Origin of the sequence: Variovorax sp. OK605 (genome assembly GCF_900115445.1) — a bacterium.
Classification (GTDB): domain Bacteria; phylum Pseudomonadota; class Gammaproteobacteria; order Burkholderiales; family Burkholderiaceae_C; genus Variovorax.
Genome location: NZ_FOWL01000002.1, coordinates 20,625 through 37,393 on the forward strand (window position 1 = coordinate 20,625; position 16,769 = coordinate 37,393).

The 16,769-nt window shown below is 69.3% G+C and carries 17 protein-coding genes; 14 read left to right on the forward strand and 3 right to left on the reverse strand.

Translation table 11 applies throughout. The features are described 5' to 3' along the window. Positions 1 to 50 precede the first annotated feature (50 nt). Positions 51 to 824, reverse strand: coding sequence for a sigma-70 family RNA polymerase sigma factor (locus BM013_RS04500; protein WP_093123430.1), 774 nt, complete (start codon positions 822 to 824; stop codon positions 51 to 53). 105 nt (positions 825 to 929) lie between these two features. Here BM013_RS04500 and BM013_RS04505 point away from each other — a divergent pair, with 105 nt between their 5' ends. Beyond that, positions 930 to 1,526 carry an ATP-dependent Clp protease proteolytic subunit gene (locus tag BM013_RS04505; RefSeq protein WP_093125093.1) on the forward strand — a complete coding sequence of 199 codons (597 nt, stop codon included), beginning with the start codon at positions 930 to 932 and terminating at the stop codon, positions 1,524 to 1,526. A gap of 10 nt (positions 1,527 to 1,536) precedes the next feature. Here the strand turns inward: BM013_RS04505 and BM013_RS04510 are convergent, their stop codons facing one another. Next, entirely contained in the window at positions 1,537 to 1,926 is a 390-nt protein-coding gene (locus tag BM013_RS04510; protein WP_093123432.1) for a RidA family protein, read from the reverse strand. Between the two features lie 215 nt (positions 1,927 to 2,141). Here BM013_RS04510 and BM013_RS04515 point away from each other — a divergent pair, with 215 nt between their 5' ends. From BM013_RS04515 to BM013_RS04570, 12 genes are all read left to right on the forward strand, one after another. Then, positions 2,142 to 3,731, forward strand: a complete 1,590-nt coding sequence (locus tag BM013_RS04515; RefSeq protein WP_093123435.1) for an ABC transporter substrate-binding protein — start codon at positions 2,142 to 2,144, stop codon at positions 3,729 to 3,731. A gap of 16 nt (positions 3,732 to 3,747) precedes the next feature. Then, positions 3,748 to 5,016 (forward strand): lactonase family protein, encoded by a 1,269-nt coding sequence (locus BM013_RS04520; RefSeq protein WP_093123438.1) that lies wholly within the window; start codon positions 3,748 to 3,750, stop codon positions 5,014 to 5,016. 11 nt (positions 5,017 to 5,027) lie between these two features. Further along, on the forward strand, positions 5,028 to 5,969 hold the full coding sequence (locus BM013_RS04525; RefSeq protein WP_093125096.1) for an ABC transporter permease: 942 nt from the start codon (positions 5,028 to 5,030) through the stop codon (positions 5,967 to 5,969). 3 nt (positions 5,970 to 5,972) lie between these two features. Continuing rightward, entirely contained in the window at positions 5,973 to 6,812 is an 840-nt protein-coding gene (locus BM013_RS04530) for an ABC transporter permease (protein WP_093123440.1), read from the forward strand. Next, positions 6,812 to 7,849, forward strand: coding sequence for an ABC transporter ATP-binding protein (locus BM013_RS04535; protein WP_093123443.1), 1,038 nt, complete (start codon positions 6,812 to 6,814; stop codon positions 7,847 to 7,849). Before BM013_RS04530 ends, BM013_RS04535 begins: the two co-directional genes overlap by 1 nt. Before the next feature lie 142 nt (positions 7,850 to 7,991). Next, the gene (locus tag BM013_RS04540; protein WP_093123445.1) at positions 7,992 to 8,969 is read left to right on the forward strand and encodes an ABC transporter ATP-binding protein; all 978 of its coding nucleotides are present in this window, start codon (positions 7,992 to 7,994) and stop codon (positions 8,967 to 8,969) included. Between the two features lie 2 nt (positions 8,970 to 8,971). Next, on the forward strand, positions 8,972 to 10,288 hold the full coding sequence (locus tag BM013_RS04545) for an amino acid deaminase (RefSeq protein WP_093123448.1): 1,317 nt from the start codon (positions 8,972 to 8,974) through the stop codon (positions 10,286 to 10,288). A gap of 10 nt (positions 10,289 to 10,298) precedes the next feature. Beyond that, positions 10,299 to 11,213 (forward strand): MurR/RpiR family transcriptional regulator, encoded by a 915-nt coding sequence (locus tag BM013_RS04550; protein ID WP_093123451.1) that lies wholly within the window; start codon positions 10,299 to 10,301, stop codon positions 11,211 to 11,213. Then, a complete protein-coding gene (locus tag BM013_RS04555; protein ID WP_093123453.1) occupies positions 11,210 to 12,688 on the forward strand; it encodes an N-acyl-D-amino-acid deacylase family protein in 1,479 nt (492 codons plus the stop codon). The genes BM013_RS04550 and BM013_RS04555 overlap by 4 nt, the downstream gene beginning before the upstream one ends. A gap of 135 nt (positions 12,689 to 12,823) precedes the next feature. After that, positions 12,824 to 13,009: a hypothetical protein gene (locus BM013_RS04560; protein ID WP_093125098.1), complete on the forward strand. Its 186-nt coding sequence runs from the start codon at positions 12,824 to 12,826 to the stop codon at positions 13,007 to 13,009. 172 nt (positions 13,010 to 13,181) lie between these two features. Beyond that, positions 13,182 to 13,604, forward strand: a complete 423-nt coding sequence (locus BM013_RS04565; RefSeq protein ID WP_093123455.1) for a styrene oxide isomerase — start codon at positions 13,182 to 13,184, stop codon at positions 13,602 to 13,604. Between the two features lie 62 nt (positions 13,605 to 13,666). Next, entirely contained in the window at positions 13,667 to 14,752 is a 1,086-nt protein-coding gene (locus BM013_RS04570; protein ID WP_143098230.1) for a serine hydrolase domain-containing protein, read from the forward strand. Between the two features lie 4 nt (positions 14,753 to 14,756). On the opposite strand, the gene BM013_RS04575 is transcribed toward BM013_RS04570, so the two are convergent. Beyond that, positions 14,757 to 15,698 carry a LysR family transcriptional regulator gene (locus tag BM013_RS04575; protein WP_093123460.1) on the reverse strand — a complete coding sequence of 314 codons (942 nt, stop codon included), beginning with the start codon at positions 15,696 to 15,698 and terminating at the stop codon, positions 14,757 to 14,759. A 171-nt stretch (positions 15,699 to 15,869) separates the two neighbouring features. Here BM013_RS04575 and BM013_RS04580 point away from each other — a divergent pair, with 171 nt between their 5' ends. Next, the gene (locus BM013_RS04580; RefSeq protein ID WP_093123463.1) at positions 15,870 to 16,766 is read left to right on the forward strand and encodes a transporter substrate-binding domain-containing protein; all 897 of its coding nucleotides are present in this window, start codon (positions 15,870 to 15,872) and stop codon (positions 16,764 to 16,766) included. Positions 16,767 to 16,769 lie beyond the last annotated feature (3 nt).

The following is a 16,769-nucleotide window of genomic DNA, read 5'->3' on the forward strand; positions in this document are numbered from 1 at the left end:
CTTGAAGGCCGCGAGCCCCCATCCCAACCTTCCCCCAGAGGCGGAAGGAGCTAATGCAGCAGAGCCGCTGCCGGTTCTTCGTCTGCCTGCCTTGCATCGAGCGGCAGCACGCACAGGACTTTCCCGCCCAGCGTCAGCACCAGCCCGAGCCTGCCGCCGATCTGCATGACCTGGCAAACGGCACGCGGCGCGGCATCCTTGGCGATCGCAGCCGGCATCGCAACAGCCCGCGTCGGCGGTTGCCTCAGCATCGCGAACAGCACACGCGCATCGCACTCGGCCAACGCCTGCCGGTACACGTGAAAGACCGCCTCCGATGCGCCGTCGTTCTCGCCCGTGTCCTGCCGCAACCGCAACAGCGCCCGATGCAACTGCTGCCGGCAAGCGGCTTCCGTCTTGCCGCTGGCCGCTGCAATCTCCTTGAAGCTCGCTTCGAACACTTCGCGCAGCAGCACGGCCGCGCCATCGGCGGGCGACAGCCTCGCCGCCAGCAGGCGCAGCGCATCGCGGGCCGATTGCGCTGCCGCCGCGTCGTCCTGCGCGGAGGGCGACTCGCCAGGCACGGCCTGCGCCGCGGCGTCGTGCAGCCAGCGCTGCATCCAGTGGGCGCGCCGCAGCCGGTCGACGGCGATGTGCTGCATCACCGTGGTGAGCCAGGCCTGCGCAGCGTCCGGCGCGGCGCGGTCGCCGGCCTCCAGCGCGCGCAGGTAGGTGTCCTGCACCACGTCCTCGGCCTCCGCGGGGCCGCCCAGCATGCGGGCTGCCGCGCGCACCAGCCGGGCGCGCAGGGCGGGGAATTGCGAGAGATAGTGTTCGTCGAGCATCGCCACAGCTTGCCACGGCGCGCAATGTCACGAAACTGTGGGCTTGTTCGTCAAGACAGTTCAACCACAGGAGCTTTCTTCATGTCCCCCCTGCCCATGTTCTCGATGGAGTCCGACGACGACACCAAGCCCGCGGCCACCGCCGAGCCGCGCAACTCCTACTTGGAAGAAAAGGCGTTCAAGTCGCGCACGCTGCTGATCTTCGGCAGCATCAGCGATTCGGTGGCCGCCGACGTGACGCGCCGGCTCATCGCGTTGGACGCCGACAGCGCCGACAAGCCCATCGACATCCTCGTGAGCTCGCCGGGCGGGCACCTGGAGTCGGGCGATGCCATCCACGACATCGTGCGCTTCATCAGCGCGCCGGTGAACATGATCGGCACCGGCTGGGTCGGCAGCGCCGCCACGCACCTGTTCCTGGCCGCGCCGCGCGAGCGCCGCGTGTGCCTGCCCAACACGCGCTTCCTGATTCACCAGCCCAGCGGCGGCGCGGGCGGGCAGGCGACCGACATCGCCATTCAGGCGCAGGAAATCATCAAGGCCCGCCAGCGCATCGCACACGAGATTGCGCGCGAGACCGGCAAGCCCATCGACGTGGTGCTGGCCGACATCGAGCGCGACCGCTGGCTGTCGGCCGAGGAGGCCGTCGAGTACGGGCTGGTCTCGCGCATCATCCAGCGCAAGACCGAGCTGCACCCCTGACCGGGCTCGATCAGGCCTTGGGCTTGTAGGCCACCACGTCGACCTCGACCTTGGCGTCGACCATCAGGCGCGCCTCGGTGGTCGAGCGTGCCGGCTTGTTCTCGCCGAAGTAGCTCATGTAGATGCGGTTGAAGGCACCAAAGTCGCGCGCGTCCTGCAACCAGACGGTGCTCTTGCACACGTCGTCGAGCGTGGCGCCGGCGAGCGCGAGCACGGTCTTCAGGTTTTCCATCACCTGGCGCGTCTGCGCCTCGATGCCGCCCACCACGATCTCGCCGTCCTTGTTCGCCGGCACCTGGCCCGACACGTAGATGAAGTCGCCGGCGCGCACGGCCGGGGAGAAGGGGCGCACCTGGCGGTCGGAAGCGAGGGGCGGGGCGCCGAGGTATTCGAGGGGCATGGGAGAACTCCTTGGGGGTGAAAGAAAGCGAATGGAAGTGGAGCGAAAACTCGCCGCGAGTATCCCTCCAATCTGAAAATCTATTTCAGAATAGCCCCTGATTAGGGGTTAACACGGATGATTTGGCATGGATAGTGCTTCAAAGTCCGGGCCAGAAAGAAAATTTCTTTCACCGCCCGCCCACCTCAAGCGCACGCCCCAAGAAGGAGTTCCCCATGCCTCACGTCGGTTCTGCCCCGCGCCTCGCCTTGTCCCGCCTGCCCCTGCTGTCCAGGCGCAGCCTGCTCGGCGCCTCCTTGCTCGCGATGCTGTGCGCCGCGCTGCCGCAACAGCAGGCCCACGCGCAGGGCCCGCGCAACTTCGCCACGCTGGCGATGGTGGCCGAACCGCAGACGCTCGACCCGATGGCCTCCACCGCCGACCTGGTCGGCACCATCATGCAGCACGTGTACGAGACGCTCTACACCTTCGACGCCAAGTGGAACGTGGTGCCGATGCTGGCCGAAGGCATGCCGAAGATCTCGGCCGACGGCAAGACCTACGCCATCACCCTGCGCAAGGGCGTGATGCTGCACAACGGACGCGAGCTCACCGCCGACGACGTGGTCGCCAGCCTGCAGCGCTGGATGGACCAGTCGCCGCGCGGCAAGGCCGTGGGCAAGGAAATCGACAGCCTCAAGGCCAAGGGCGCGCTGGCAATCGAAGTCGTGCTGAAGGAACCCTATGCGCCGCTGCTCTCGCAGCTCGCGCTGCCCAGCGGCATGGCCGCCATCATGGCGAAGGACTCGATCGCCTCGCCGCTGAAGGACTTCGTGGGCACCGGCCCCTACAAGTTCAAGGAGCGCCGCCCCGACCAGTTCGTGCTGCTCACGCGCTTCGACAAGTACGCCGCGCGCAAGGAACCCGCGAGCGGCTACGGCGGCAAGCGCGAAGCGGCCATCGAGGAGCTGCGCTTCGTGCCCGTGCCCAACGCCAGCACGCGCGTCGAAGGCGCGCTGGCCGGCCAGTACGACTTTGCCGACCTGCTGCCGGTGGAAGCGCTGCCGCGCCTGGAGAAGTCGGGCGGCAAGACCGTGCCGATCATGACGCCGTCGTTCGGCTTCCCGTACCTCGTGCTCAACACCAAGGAAGGCGTGGCCGCCAGCCAGCCGGTGCGCCAGGCGATCCAGATGGCGCTCGGCGAAGGCGAGATGCTCGCGGCCGGCTTCGGCGACACGCGCTTCTTCGTGGCCGAGGGCAACCACTTCCCCAAGGGCTCGCCGTTCTATTCGGCGGCCGGCGCCGACCAGTACAACCAGCGCAACGCCGCCAAGGCGAAGGAAGCCGCCGCCAAGGCCGGCTACAAGGGCGAGCCCATTCGCGTGCTCACCAGCCGCCAGTACGACTTCCACTACAACATGGCGCTGCTGATGGCCGAGCAGCTCAAGCGCGCCGGCTTCAAGGTCGACCTCAACGTGGTCGACTGGGCCACGCTGGTGCAGCGCCGCAACGACGCCAAGCTGTGGGACGTCTACGTCACGCATTCGGGCCAGTTCCCCGAGCCCATGCTCTCGCCGCCGCAGCTCGGCGACGGCGCGCCCGGCTGGTGGGACACGCCCGCCAAGAAGACCGCGCTGCAGGCCTTCAACGTCGAGAGCGACCCGGCCAAGCGCGGCGCGCTGTGGGGCAAGGTGCAGCAGGTGGTCTACGACGAAGTGCCGTACATCAACGTCGGCAAGTTCAACGGCCTGTCGGCCAGGAGCCCGGCGCTGGACAACTACACGCCCGCGACCTGGCCGTTCTTCTGGAACGCGAAGATCAAGTAAGCCCGGAACAGCCGCCATGCCATCGCGTCGCCAACTTCTGCAAGCCAGCGCACTGGCCTCCGGCCTCGGAGCCCTCGGTCTCACGGCCGCATCAGCACAGGCCGCCCGCCACGCCGCGAGCGGCCCCGTATATGCCTACGTCGGCACCTACAGCGACGGCGGCAAGCCGTGGCGCGGCGGCCGTGGCCTGGGCGTGCACCAGTTCGCGCTCGACGGCGCCACCGGTGCGCTCAGGCCCATCGCCGGCGCACCGGCGGCCGTGGCCAGCGCGGGGGAGGGCGCGAAGCTGCGCAACCCCGCGTCGCTGGCGCGCCACCCGAAGCTGCCCATGCTCTATGCGGCCAACGAGTTCGAGGCCGGCTCGGTCTCGGCCTTTCGCATCGGCGCGGACGGCGCGCTGTCGTTCGCGGCCGAAGTGCCCTGCGGCGGCAAGGACCCGGCCTGCATCAGCGTGCACCCTGAAGGCCGCTTCCTGTTCACCGCCAACTACGCGAGCGGCGACGTCAGCGTGATCGCGCTGCGCGCCGACGGCACGCCCGACGCCGGCACCGCCGCCGTCGTCTACAAGGACGTGGACGCCTGCGGTGCCGGCACGCCCTGCAAGCCCGGCGCCGACGTGGTGCCCGCGGCCGCGCGTTCGCACGAAGGCTTTGCCACCAGCGACCACGATGGCCCGCACGCGCACATGGTGCACGCCGACCCGAAGGGCAACTTCGTGCTGGTGGCCGACCTGGGGCTCGACCGCGTCATTTCCTACCGCTTCGACCGCATCACCGGCGTGCTGAGCCAGCCCAGCACGGTGGCCGTGTCCGAAAGTTCGGGCGCGCGCCATTTCGTGTTCCACCCGAACGGCAAGTGGCTGTACCTGGTGAACGAAGAGGCATCGACCATCGCCTTCATGCGCTACGACGACGCCACCGGTGTGCTCACATTGGTGAGCGAGACCTCGGCGCTGCCCAAGGACTTCAAGGGCACCAGCTACGCATCGGGCATCCGCATGCTGCCGGATGGCCGGCACTTCGTGTCGCTCAACCGCCTGCACGATTCCATTTCGCTGTTCAGGATCGACGCGCGCACCGGTGCGCCCACGCTGGTGCGCGAGGAATGGTCGCGCGGCAACTACCCGCGCAGCTGCACGCTCGACCCGAGCGGCCGCTTCCTCTATGTGTGCCACAACAAGCAGGGCGACAACGTGACGGTGTTCCGCGTGAAAGGCGGCGACATTCAATTCACCGGCCAGTACGTGCCCGTGGGCAGTGCGGCCGCCATCGAGTTCTCCGCGTGATGAAGAAGTCGATGCTCCGCTATATCGCCTCCCGCGCGGCCGGCATGCTGGTCGTGCTGGCCATCGTGGCCGTGCTGGTCTTCGTGCTCACGCGCGCGGCCTCGGGCGACCCGGTCTCGGTGCTGCTGGGCGACCAGGCCACCGCCGCCGACATCGCCCGCGTGCAGAAGGAATACGGCCTGGACAAGCCGCTGCCCGTGCAGTTCGGCTACTGGCTGCGCGAGGTGCTGCAGGGCAACCTGGGCACCTCCATCTTCCTGCAGCGCCCGGTGACGCAGGCGCTGTGGGAGCGCTCCGAACCCACCACGCTGCTCGCGCTGATGGCCGTGGCCATCGCCGCGCTCATCGGCGTGCCGTGCGGCATCGTCTCTGCCGTGTTCCGCGGGCGCGTGGCCGATCAACTCTTCACCGGCATCGCGATGCTGGGCGCCAGCATTCCGAGCTTCTGGCTCGGCATCGTGCTGATCCAGATCTTCGCGGTGTCCTTCGGCTGGTTCCCGGTGTCGGGCTACGGCGCGCCCGACGCGGCGCTGGCCGAGCGGCTGCACGCGCTGGTGCTGCCGGCCGCCGTGCTGGGCCTCTTGAACTCCGCGCTCATCATCCGCTTCACGCGCGCCTCGATGCTCGACGTGCTCGGCGAGGACTACGTGCGCACCGCGCGCTCCAAGGGCCTGAGCGAAAGCACGGTGGTGCTCAAGCACGCGCTGCGCAATGCGCTGGTGCCCATCGTCACGGTGATCGGCCTCACGGTCGCGCTGATGATCGGCGGCGCCGTCATCACCGAGACCGTGTTCGGCCTGCCCGGCGTGGGCAACCTGGTGGTCAGTGCCGTGCTGCGGCGCGACTACCCGGTCATTCAAGGTGCGTTGCTCGTGATTGCCGCGATCTATGTGCTCATCAATTTCTCGATCGACCTGCTGTACGCAGTGGTCGATCCGCGCGTGAAGGTCTGAGCGATGCGCATGCCTCGAATGCTCCGCCAGCTGATGCATCGCCGCATCGTGATGGTTTCCGCCCTGGTGCTGCTGGTGATCGCCATCATGGCGATCGGCGCACCCATCTTCGCCTCCGCCGACCCCAACGACACGGCCGTGCTGCAACGCCTGAAGGCGCCGAGCGCCGAGCACCTGCTGGGCACCGACGAGCTGGGCCGCGACATGTATTCGCGCATCGTGCACGGCGCGCGCTACTCGCTGGCCATTGCCGCGCTCACGGCGCTGGGCGCGGTCATCGCCGGCACGGCGCTGGGCCTGATGGCCGGCTTCTTCCGCCGGCTCGACACGCCGCTGATGCGCGTGGTCGACGCGATGATGTCGTTCCCCGACATCCTGCTGGCGATTGCGCTGGTGGCCATCCTCGGGCCCTCGTTGTTGAACACGGTGCTGGCGCTGGTGCTGGTCTACACACCGCGCGTGGCGCGGGTGGTGCGGGCCTCCACGCTGGTGGTGCGCGAGCTGCTGTTCGTGGAAGCGGTGCGCGCGCTGGGCGTGCGCACCTCGCGCATCCTGTGGCGCCACATCCTGCCGAACCTGATGTCGCCGATCCTGGTGCAGGTGTCGTTCATCTTCGCGTACGCCATCCTGGCGGAAGCCGGGCTGTCGTTCCTGGGCGTGGGCGTGCCGCCCGAGATCCCGACCTGGGGCACCATGGTCGCGGGCAGCCAGCAGTACGCGCACCAGGCTTTCTGGGTGGTGCTGTTCCCGGGCCTGGCGATCATCTTCACGGCGCTGTCGCTGCAACTGCTGGGCGACGGCGTGCGCGACCTGCTCGACCCCAAGCTCAAGAAGACCTCGTGATGAACAACGCCAATCAAGCCCCGCGTCTCACGGTCAGCAACCTGAGCACCAGCTTTCCCACCGAAGACGGTCTCGTGCGTTCGGTGGCCGACGTGAGCTTCTCGATCCAGCCGGGCAAGACCACCGCGCTGGTGGGCGAGTCGGGTTCCGGCAAGTCGGTCACCAGCCTCACGCTGATGCGTCTCTTGCCCAAGACCGCGAACGCGCAGGTCAGCGGCAGCGCGGCCTTCGTGACGCGCGAAGGCAAGTCGCTCGACCTGCTTCAGATTGGCGAGCGCGAGATGCGCTCGCTGCGCGGCAACCAGCTGTCGATGATCTTCCAGGAGCCGATGACCAGCCTGAACCCGGTGTTCACCATCGGCGAGCAGATCGCGGAAAGCGTGCGCCTGCACAAGGGGCTCGACCGCAAGGCCGCCATGGCGCATGCGCTGCGCATGCTCGAGCTGGTGGAGATCCCGGCCGCGGCGCAACGCATCCACGAGTACCCCCACCAGCTGTCGGGCGGCATGCGCCAGCGCGTGATGATCGCGCTGGCCATGGCCTGCGACCCAACACTGCTGATCGCCGACGAGCCGACCACCGCGCTCGACGTGACCATCCAGGCGCAGATCCTCGAGCTCATGCGCCGGCTGCAGGCCGAGACCGGCATGAGCATTCTCTTCATCACGCACAACCTCGGCGTGGTCGCGCACCATGCCGACGACGTGGTGGTGCTGTATGCGGGCCGCGTGGTCGAGAGCGCGCCGGTGCGGCCGCTGTTCGCGCAGCCCGAGCATCCGTACACGCAGGGCCTGCTGGCCTGCCTGCCGGGCAAGGCACGCCTGCCCGGCCAGCCCAAGCCCAAGCGCCTGTTCGCGATTCGCGGCCAGGTGTCGAGCCCGCTGGCGCCGCCGCCGGGCTGCGCGTTCGAGCCGCGCTGCGACCAGTCGCTGCCCGAATGCAGCGCGGCGATGCCGCCGCTGATCGAGACGCACCACGGCCGCGAGGCCCGCTGTGTTCGCGTGCAACCGGTGCAGGCGCAGGCGAGGGTCGCATGAGGTGCCCCCAGTCCCCGCCTTGCCCCCTCTCCCGCGTGCGGGAGAGGGTTGGGGTGAGGGTGCCCCCCGCGGCCCTCGCAAGCACCCTCATTCCCCGCCTTCTCCCGCACGCGGGAGAAGGCGCCAATACAAGAAGCCCACGATGACCACCGCCGCCCCTCTCATCGAAGTCCGCGGACTCAAGAAGTACTTCGGCAGCAGCGACCGCCCGGTGCGCGCGGTCGACGACGTGTCGTTCGCCATCCAGCCCGGCGAGACGCTGGGGCTGGTCGGCGAATCGGGCTCGGGCAAGAGCACCATCGGGCGCACCGTGCTGCGCCTGCTCGAACGCACGAGCGGCCAGGTGCTGTACCGCGGCGACGACATCGGCGCGCTGTCGGCTGAGCGCATGCGCAAGCTGCGCAGCAAGCTGCAGATCATCTTCCAGGACCCCTACGCCAGCCTCAACCCGAAGATGCGCATCAGCGCCATACTGGGCGAGGCACTGTCCACGCACGGCCTGCACAAGGGCGCGGCCGCGCGCGACAAGCGCATTGCCGAGCTGCTCGAGACGGTGGGCCTGCGCGCCGAGCATGCGAGCCGCTTCCCGCACGAGTTCTCGGGCGGGCAGCGCCAGCGCATCGGCGTGGCGCGCGCACTGGCCGTGGAGCCCGAGTTCATCGTGGCGGACGAGCCGCTGTCGGCGCTCGACGTGTCGATCCAGTCGCAGGTCATCAACCTGCTGGCCGACCTGCGCGAGCGGCTGGGCCTGACGATGCTCTTCATCTCGCACGACCTCGACGTGGTCGAGTACCTGTGCGACCGCGTGGTGGTGCTGTACCTGGGCAAGGTGATGGAAGTGGCCACCACCGACGAGCTGTTCGCGCGCCCCTCGCACCCCTACACCCAGGCGCTGCTGGCCGCGAGCCCGAAGCCCGACCCCGAGGTGGCGACCGAGCGCATCGCGCTGAAGGGCGACATTCCCAGCCCCATCTCGCCGCCTTCGGGCTGCGTGTTCCGCACGCGCTGCCCGCACGCCATCGAGGCCTGCGCGCAGACCGTGCCGCCGCTCGACGAAATTTCGGCAGGACACTACAGCGCCTGCATCCGCAAAGAACTGCTCTCCAACATCGCCGCATGACCATGACCGACACAGCCGCTGCCTCCAGTGCCTTGAACGATTTCAACGATCCGATCCTCAGCGACCGCTTCAAGGGCTACCCGCGCACCCAGGCCCCGCGCCGCCGCAGCGAAGTCGGCACCGCCGGATGGAACGTGCTGGCCGGCGACCTGCCGCTGCCGCTGGCCGTGCTCAAGCGCGAAGCGCTCGAACACAACCTGGCGTGGATGCAGGCGCGCGTGCGCGAATGGGGCATCGACCTGGCGCCGCACGGCAAGACCACCATGTCTCCGCAGCTGTTCCAGCGCCAGCTCGACGCCGGCGCCTGGGGCCTCACCTTTGCCACCGTGACGCAACTGGCCGTGGGCGTGGCGGCCGGCGCGCGCCGCACGCTCATCGCCAACCAGGTGGTGAGCGACGAAGACCTGGGCGGCATCCAGATGCTGCTGAAGGCGAACGCGGGCCTGCGCATCGTGTTCCTGGTCGATTCGCTGGCGCAGCTCGCGCTGATCGAAGACTGGGCCGCGCGCCATGCCGGCAGCGTGCCCTTCGAGGTGATGCTGGAGATCGGCGTCGAAGGCGCGCGCACCGGCTGCCGTACGCACGAAGAGGCCGTCACGCTGGCCTCGGGGCTGCGCGCCAGCAGCGCCGTGAAGCTGGTCGGCATCGAGACCTACGAAGGGCAGGGCGCCACCGGCGCCAGCGAGCCCGACGCGGCCTATGCGAAGACGCTGATGGACCGCGTGGAAGCCGTGGCCCGCCATTGCGACACGCAGAAGCTGTTCGAGACCGACGAGGTGCTGGTCTCTGCCGGCGGCTCGGCCATCTTCGACCTCGTGGCCGGTCGGCTGAAGCCCGCGTTGGGCGCGCCGGTGCGCGGCCTGCTGCGCTCGGGCTGCTACGTCACGCACGACCATGGCTTCTACAAGCGCATGGTGAGCGTGGTCGACGAGCGCCTGGGCTGCGACTGCGGCGAAAGCCTGGCGCCGGCGATGGAAGTCTGGGCCACCGTGCAATCGCGCCCCGAGCCGGGCCTGGCGATCCTCGCGGTGGGCAAGCGCGACATCTCCTTCGACCTGTCGCTGCCGGTGCCCATCGCGCGCGCCGCGCGTGGCGCGCTGCAGCCGCAGGGCGTGCCCGCCGGCTGGAAGATCACCGCGCTGAACGACCAGCACGCCTACCTGCGCTGGGACGCGAGCGAGGAGGCCGAGGCACCGAAGGTCGGCGACCGCGTGGGCCTGGGCATCTCGCACCCCTGCACCACCTTCGACAAATGGCACTGGATGCCGGTGGTCGAGCAGGACTACCGCGTGAGCGACGCCGTCGCCATGCACTTCTGAACACGCACCGATGACCCCCTCATTGCTCCAGAAGATCGCGCAGATCCGCAGCGACGCCCCGGCGACGCGGCGCGCGATTCTCGACCTGATCCTCGAGGACCCCGACCGCGTGCTCGAGGAAAGCTTCGAGCAGCTGGCCGAGCGCTCGCGCAGTTCGGTGCCCACCATCATGCGCACCTGCCGCGACCTCGGCTTTGCCGGTCTGCGCGAGTTCAAGCTCGCGCTGGCGCAGGAACTGGCGCTGGGCGGCTCGCCGCTGCACCGCCGCGTGAACATCGAGGACGCGGCCGACGAGGTGGTCGGCAAGATCGCGCGCAGCGCGGCGGCTTCGGTGTCGGGCGTTCGCGGGCAGCTCGACATGCAGGTGCTCGACGGCGCGGTGGCGGCCATCGCGGCGGCGCCGCACGTGGACCTGTACGGCGCGGGCGCCACCTCGTGGTTCATGGCCAACGACCTGCAGGCGCGGCTCTTTCGCCTCGGCCTGTCGGCCAACGCCTGGGCCGACTACCACCTGCAGCAGGTGGCCGGCGCGGCGCAGCGCCCCGGCGGCGTGGTGATCGCCATCTCGCACGTGGGCGGCATGCCTTCGCTGCTCGACGCGGTGGACATCGCGCGCGGGCAGGGCGCCAAGGTAATCGCGCTCACGCGGCCCGGCACGGCGCTGGCGGCCAAGGCCGACTTTCTGCTCGGCCTGTCGGTGCCCGACGACGCGGTGATGCACGTGGGCATCGACGCCTACCTGACGCACCTCACCGCCATCGAGATACTGACCGTGCTGGTGGCCCAGCGCCGCGGCGAGCCCGCGGTGCAGCGCCTGCAGCGCGCCCGCGAGGCGTTCCAGCGACACGGCATCGACGCCACCACGCACCCGTTGCAGAGCTGGGACGGCGGCGGCATCAACCACAGCAAGGGAGCCGCATCGTGAGTGCGACCGCAAGCAAAGCCATCCTGCTCGAAGCGGGCCTCGTGGTCGACGGTTCGGGCGGCCCTTCGTGGCCCGGCGACGTGCTGCTGCAGGGCGACCGCATCGTCGCGCTGGGCGAGGGCCTGCGTGCCCGGCTGCCCGACGGCCTGGCGCTGGCGGACGTCGAGGTCGTCGACTGCCGCGCCAAGGTCATCGCGCCGGGCTTCATCGACGCGCACACGCACGACGACGCCATCGTGCTGCGCGACCCGCTGTGCCTGCCGAAGGTGTCGCAGGGCATCACCACGGTGGTGACGGGCAACTGCGGCATTTCGCTCGCGCCGTACCGCACGCCGCAGTCGAAGCCGCCGCTCACGCTGCTGGGCGCGGAGTCTTTCAAGCACGCGACCATGGCCGAGTACCGCGCCGCGGTCGACGCCACGCAGCCCGCGCTGAACGTGGCGGCGCTCATCGGCCACACCACGCTGCGCTTCGCGACCATGCAGGCGCTCGACCGCCCGGCCAGCGCCGACGAGCTCGCGCGCATGGAGGCGCTGCTCGACAGCTGCATGGCCGACGGGGCGCACGGCATGTCGTCGGGCCTGTTCTACGAAGAAGCCTTTGCCGCGCCCGCCGAAGAGGTGACGGCGCTGGCGCGCGTGGTGGCGCGCCACGGCGGCGTGTACGCCACGCACCTGCGCAGCGAGATGCAACAGATCATCGAGGCGCTGCACGAGGCGGGCGATTCGGCCTTCAACGCGGGCGTGCCGCTGGTCATCTCGCACCACAAGTGCGCCGGCCCGGCCAACTGGGGCCGCACGAAGGAGACCCTGCCGCTGATCGAATCGCTGGCCCGGCGCCAGAAGATCGCGATGGACGTGTACCCCTACGTGGCCGGCTCCACCGTGCTGCGCGAGGACCTGGTCGACGGCGTGATCGACGTGCTGCTGACCTGGTCCGACCCGCACCCGGAGATGACGGGCCGGCTCATTTCCGACATCGCGCGCGAGTGGGGTACCACCGAGCAGGAGGCCTGCCTGCGGCTGAAGCCGGGCGGCGCCTGCTATTTCCAGATGCAGGAAGAAGACGTGGAACGCGTCATTGCGCACCCGCTCACCATGATCGGCAGCGACGGCCTGCCGCACGACCGCCATCCGCACCCGCGGCTGTGGGGCGCGTTTCCGCGTGTCTTTGCGCGCTACTGGCGCCAACGCCGCCTGTTCACGCTCGAACAGGCGGTGCACAAGATGACCGGCATGACCGCGCGCAACCTGCGCATCGCCGACCGCGGCCTGCTGCGCGCGGGCGCCATGGCCGACGTGGTGGTGTTCGACCCCGAGACCATCGCCGACACCGCCACCTACGACCAGCCGCACGGCGTGAGCGAGGGCGTGGAGCGGGTGTTCGTGAACGGCGTGCTGGCCTACCGCGGGGGCGGCGACGAACCCGCGCGGGTGCTGGCGAGGGCGGGGCGGATGCTCACGCGCGGCGCCTGAAATGCCGGGCGGTGCCTCCGTCGTATCGGCTTGGATATAACCCTTCGACTTCTAAAGTTCTAACGTTCCGGGCAAAAATCGGTCAAACTGACGCGTTTTCAGGGGTCAGTGCGGTTGCAATCCCAAGGAGCAATGATGGACAAGGACGCTGAGAGCCTTGGCGCCGATTTCGAGTGGTGGCAGAAGCTCACCGACGACTACGAAGCTGCGCTGGGTGACCTTGCCAGAGGCGAGCCGGGCGCGCGAGAGCGGGTGGTCCTGCTGGCGAACGCCTTGCGGCGGATGGACCGGGAGCCGGTCCACATGGGCCGCCTGGGCTGAGCATGGGCCACGCGGCGCGCCGTCGGCGCCCGCACCGGGCTCGACGGCGGCCCGGTCATCTGGCGCGTCCGAGGCCGTTTTCAGCGTGCCTCCGGCCGCCAGCCGTCCGACTGCGTCTGCATGCCTGCGCATGGCCCTTACGATGCGGGTCCCTCCACGAGACCCCTTCCCCATGCATCCTGCCGCGCGCCACCTCGTCTTCCACGGTGCCATCGTCCTGCTGTTCGGCCTGTTGCTGGGCGCGCCCTATGCCAAGGCGATCAAGCGCGATGCGGCGGCGCGCATCGTCAACTCGTGGCGGGTGGCCCACCTGAGCCTGCCCATCGGGGCCACGCTGATGCTGGCCACGGCGGGCGTGCTGTCTTCGCTCGCGGTGCCGGGCTGGGCCATGTGGCTCATCGCCGTCGCGCTGATCGTTTCCGCCTACGGGTTCTGCGTGTCCACGCCGCTGGCGGCCATCTCGGGGCAGCGCGGGCTGTCGTCCGATGGCGCGACAGGGCTGGGCAGGCTGGTCTACGCCGGCAACATGGTCGGTGCGATCGCCTCGGTCGCGGGTGCCGCGGCGCTGCTGGGCGCCGCGTTCGTTTCGCTCTGACGGCGCGTGCGCCGGACGTCCATCCATATCCATCGCGCGACCCGTCAATGAAGGAAGAACCCATGAATTCCCGAAGAAGCATTGTTCTCGCCGGCAGCGGGGCGCTGCTGGGCGCGGCCACGGCCGGCTGCGCGTCCGCATCCGCCTCCGCCTCCGCCGACTGGCCCGCGGCCGACCCGGCGGGCCGGAACATGCTGGGCGAAGCCCTCGAGCAGGTGCTGCTGGACGCAGGCCGCAGCGTGCCCGCGCTTCGCGGCATCGTCGTCGTGCGCAACGGCGCACTGGCCGGCGAGCGCTGCTACGCGGGCGCCTCCGCGAACGACCTGCTGCCCGTCAACTCGGCGACCAAGAGCGTCTGCTCGATGCTGGTCGGGCAGGCCCTGGCGCAGGGAAAGATCCGCAGCCTCGGCGACACCGTCGCCGACCTGCTGCCCGAGCCCGCGCGCATGGCACCGGATGCACCGGCCGCGCGAGTCACGCTGCGCCAGATCCTCACGGGCACCACCGGCCTGGCCTACGACTGGCGAACCCAGACGGCAGCGCTGATCGATGCAGCCGACCCGGCCGCCTTCGTGCTGGGCCTGCCGCGCGACAGCGAGGCGCCGGGCTCGTGGTCTTACAACGACGCCGCCGTGTCGCTGCTCACGCCGATCCTCGAGCGCGCGCACGGCATGCCGATCGCCGACGTGGCAAGGCGCGACCTGTTCACGCCGCTGGGCATCGACCATTTCTCGTGGCGCAGCGACAAGTCCGGCCATGCAACGGCCTACATGGGCCTGGCCCTGCGCACGCGCGACCTGGCCAAGCTCGCGTGGACCATGGCCGACGGCGGCCGGTGGAAGGGCGTGCAGGTGGTGCCGGCCGACTGGGTGGCGGACAGCACGCGCCGGCACGGGCCCGCGCAATGGCGCAACCCGCCGATCGCCGACACGGGCTATGGCTACCTGTGGTTCACCGGCACGCTCGACGGCCGCGACGTGGCCTGGGGCTGGGGCTACGGCGGGCAGTTCGCGCTGCTCGTGCCGTCGCTGCGCCTGGTGGTGGCCACGGCCGCCACCGCGCCGGCACCGAAAGACGTGGGCGCGCAGACCGCAACGGTGACCAGGCTGGTGCAGCAGGTGGTGGCGCTGGCCGCAGCGTCGGCCTAGCCGCTCAGCCGCCGGCGGCTTTTTCTTCCTCCTCGGCCTCGCCTTCCCCCTGCGCCTGGAACATCCGCGTGAAGTCGCAGCACGCCTGCGCCAGCATCACGATCGACGAGGTCAGGGCGCTGCGGTGCTCGCCCTTGTGCATGGCCACGTAGCGCACCACGGGCAGGGCCGGCGTCACCTCGATCACCGCGAGCATGCCCGCGGCCACCAGCGGCTGCAGGCACTGGCGCGGCAGGTAGCTCACGCCCAGGCCCGACACCGTGAGCCCGGTGAGCGCCACCAGGTTGCTCACCACGATCACGTTGGCGGGCTGCACGCCTTGCTCCTTCATCCACGCGTCGTAGGCGCGGCCGGTGCCCGAGTTGTTGCCCTGCACCAGCATGCGCTGGCGCGCCAGCTCGTGCAGCCGCACGGTGCCGCCGGCGGGCACCACGCCGGGCTTGCACATCCAGGCGCTGCGCACCTGGCCGATGACCTTGTGCGACATGCGCGAGTCGGCGAAGGTGTCGGGCACGATGACCAGGTCGAGCTCGTCGGCCAGCAGCTTGTCGCGCAGCTGCAGGCTGTCGTCCACGTCGGGCTCCAGGATCACCTTCGGGTAGTGCTGCTGGATCAGCCCCACCAGCCGCGGCAGCCAGGTCATGGCGGTGAGCTCGGTCACGCCGATGCGGATGCGCCGCTCCACCACGCCGGGCTTGCCGAACTGCTCCACGGCCGCGTCGCGCTGCGCCAGCAGCTTCTGCGCGAGCACGAACATCTCCTCGCCCTTCTCGGTGAGGCGCGCGGTGCGCTGGCTGCGGTCGAACAGCTCGGTCTCGAACAGCAGCTCCAGCTCGTGCACCCGCTTGGAGATGGCCGACTGCGAGGTGTTGAGCTGGCTGGCCGCCTGCGCGAAGCCGCCGAGCCGGCCGATCCAGTACAGGGCTTCGAGTTGCTTGAAGGTCATCACGGTGCGTGGCTGCGGCGAGGGCAGCGAAACTTGATTGAAAGATCGCTTTTGTTCATGCGATTCGATCACAAAAAATCGCTTTTGGAAATTCATCGAGAAGCCGAAGATTCGCCCAGCCGGCCTTCAACCGCCTTCTGGCCCTCTTCATCGACTCTTCAAGGAACCACCATGGACTTCAGGAAACTGCCCCTCGCACTCGGCCTCACCCTCGCGTTCGCCTGCGGCGCCGCCAGTGCCCAGGACGGCGGCACGCTGCAGAAGATCAAGGAGAGCGGCACCATCCAGATCGGCGCGCGCGACAGCCAGATCCCGTTCTCGTACAAGCTCAGCGCCGACAGCGCGCCCATCGGCTTCACCAACGACATCTGCCTGAAGATCGTCGACGCGGTGAAGGCCAGGCTCGGCCTCGCGAAGATCGAGGTGCGCTACACCATGCTGAACTCGACCAACCGCATTCCGCTGCTGCAGAACGGCACCGTCGACCTCGACTGCGCCACCACCACCAACACCACGCAGCGCCAGGCGCAGGTCGACTTCGCGCCCAGCCACTTCGTGACCAACATCACCGCCGCGGTGAAGAAGGCCTCGGGCATCAACTCGCTGGCCGACCTCAACGGCAAGAACGTGGCCACCGTCTCGGGCAGCACCTCGATCCAGCTGCTGCGCGGCGCACGCAAGAGCGGCGCCATCGAAGTGAACGAGATCGCCGGCAAGGACACCTCCGACGGCTTCCTGCTGCTGTCCACCGGCCGCGCCGACGCCTATGTGCTGGACGACGTGCAGCTCGCCGGCATGGTCGCCAGCGCCACCAACCCGGGCGAATACAAGCTGCTGAAGGAGTCGCTGCGCCAGGAGCCCTACGGGATCATGCTGCGCAAGGACGACCCGCAGTTCAAGGCGCTGGTCGATGAGACCGTCACCGGCCTCATGAAGTCGGGCGCCATCGAGCAGCTGTACACCAAGTGGTTCCTCTCGCCCATTCCGCCGAAGAACGCGAACCTGAACTTCCCGATGTCGGACGCGGTGCGCGAGATCTACAAGAACCCCAACAACAAGGGCGTCTGAGCC

Coding starts and splice junctions, on each gene's coding strand:
- BM013_RS04500 (WP_093123430.1), bottom strand. CDS start 824: ATGCTCGACGAACACTATCTCTCGCAATTCCCCGCCCTGCGCGCCCGG.
- BM013_RS04505 (WP_093125093.1), top strand. CDS start 930: ATGGAGTCCGACGACGACACCAAGCCCGCGGCCACCGCCGAGCCGCGC.
- BM013_RS04510 (WP_093123432.1), bottom strand. CDS start 1,926: ATGCCCCTCGAATACCTCGGCGCCCCGCCCCTCGCTTCCGACCGCCAG.
- BM013_RS04515 (WP_093123435.1), top strand. CDS start 2,142: ATGCCTCACGTCGGTTCTGCCCCGCGCCTCGCCTTGTCCCGCCTGCCC.
- BM013_RS04520 (WP_093123438.1), top strand. CDS start 3,748: ATGCCATCGCGTCGCCAACTTCTGCAAGCCAGCGCACTGGCCTCCGGC.
- BM013_RS04525 (WP_093125096.1), top strand. CDS start 5,028: ATGCTCCGCTATATCGCCTCCCGCGCGGCCGGCATGCTGGTCGTGCTG.
- BM013_RS04530 (WP_093123440.1), top strand. CDS start 5,973: ATGCGCATGCCTCGAATGCTCCGCCAGCTGATGCATCGCCGCATCGTG.
- BM013_RS04535 (WP_093123443.1), top strand. CDS start 6,812: ATGAACAACGCCAATCAAGCCCCGCGTCTCACGGTCAGCAACCTGAGC.
- BM013_RS04540 (WP_093123445.1), top strand. CDS start 7,992: ATGACCACCGCCGCCCCTCTCATCGAAGTCCGCGGACTCAAGAAGTAC.
- BM013_RS04545 (WP_093123448.1), top strand. CDS start 8,972: ATGACCGACACAGCCGCTGCCTCCAGTGCCTTGAACGATTTCAACGAT.
- BM013_RS04550 (WP_093123451.1), top strand. CDS start 10,299: ATGACCCCCTCATTGCTCCAGAAGATCGCGCAGATCCGCAGCGACGCC.
- BM013_RS04560 (WP_093125098.1), top strand. CDS start 12,824: ATGGACAAGGACGCTGAGAGCCTTGGCGCCGATTTCGAGTGGTGGCAG.
- BM013_RS04565 (WP_093123455.1), top strand. CDS start 13,182: ATGCATCCTGCCGCGCGCCACCTCGTCTTCCACGGTGCCATCGTCCTG.
- BM013_RS04570 (WP_143098230.1), top strand. CDS start 13,667: ATGAATTCCCGAAGAAGCATTGTTCTCGCCGGCAGCGGGGCGCTGCTG.
- BM013_RS04575 (WP_093123460.1), bottom strand. CDS start 15,698: ATGACCTTCAAGCAACTCGAAGCCCTGTACTGGATCGGCCGGCTCGGC.
- BM013_RS04580 (WP_093123463.1), top strand. CDS start 15,870: ATGGACTTCAGGAAACTGCCCCTCGCACTCGGCCTCACCCTCGCGTTC.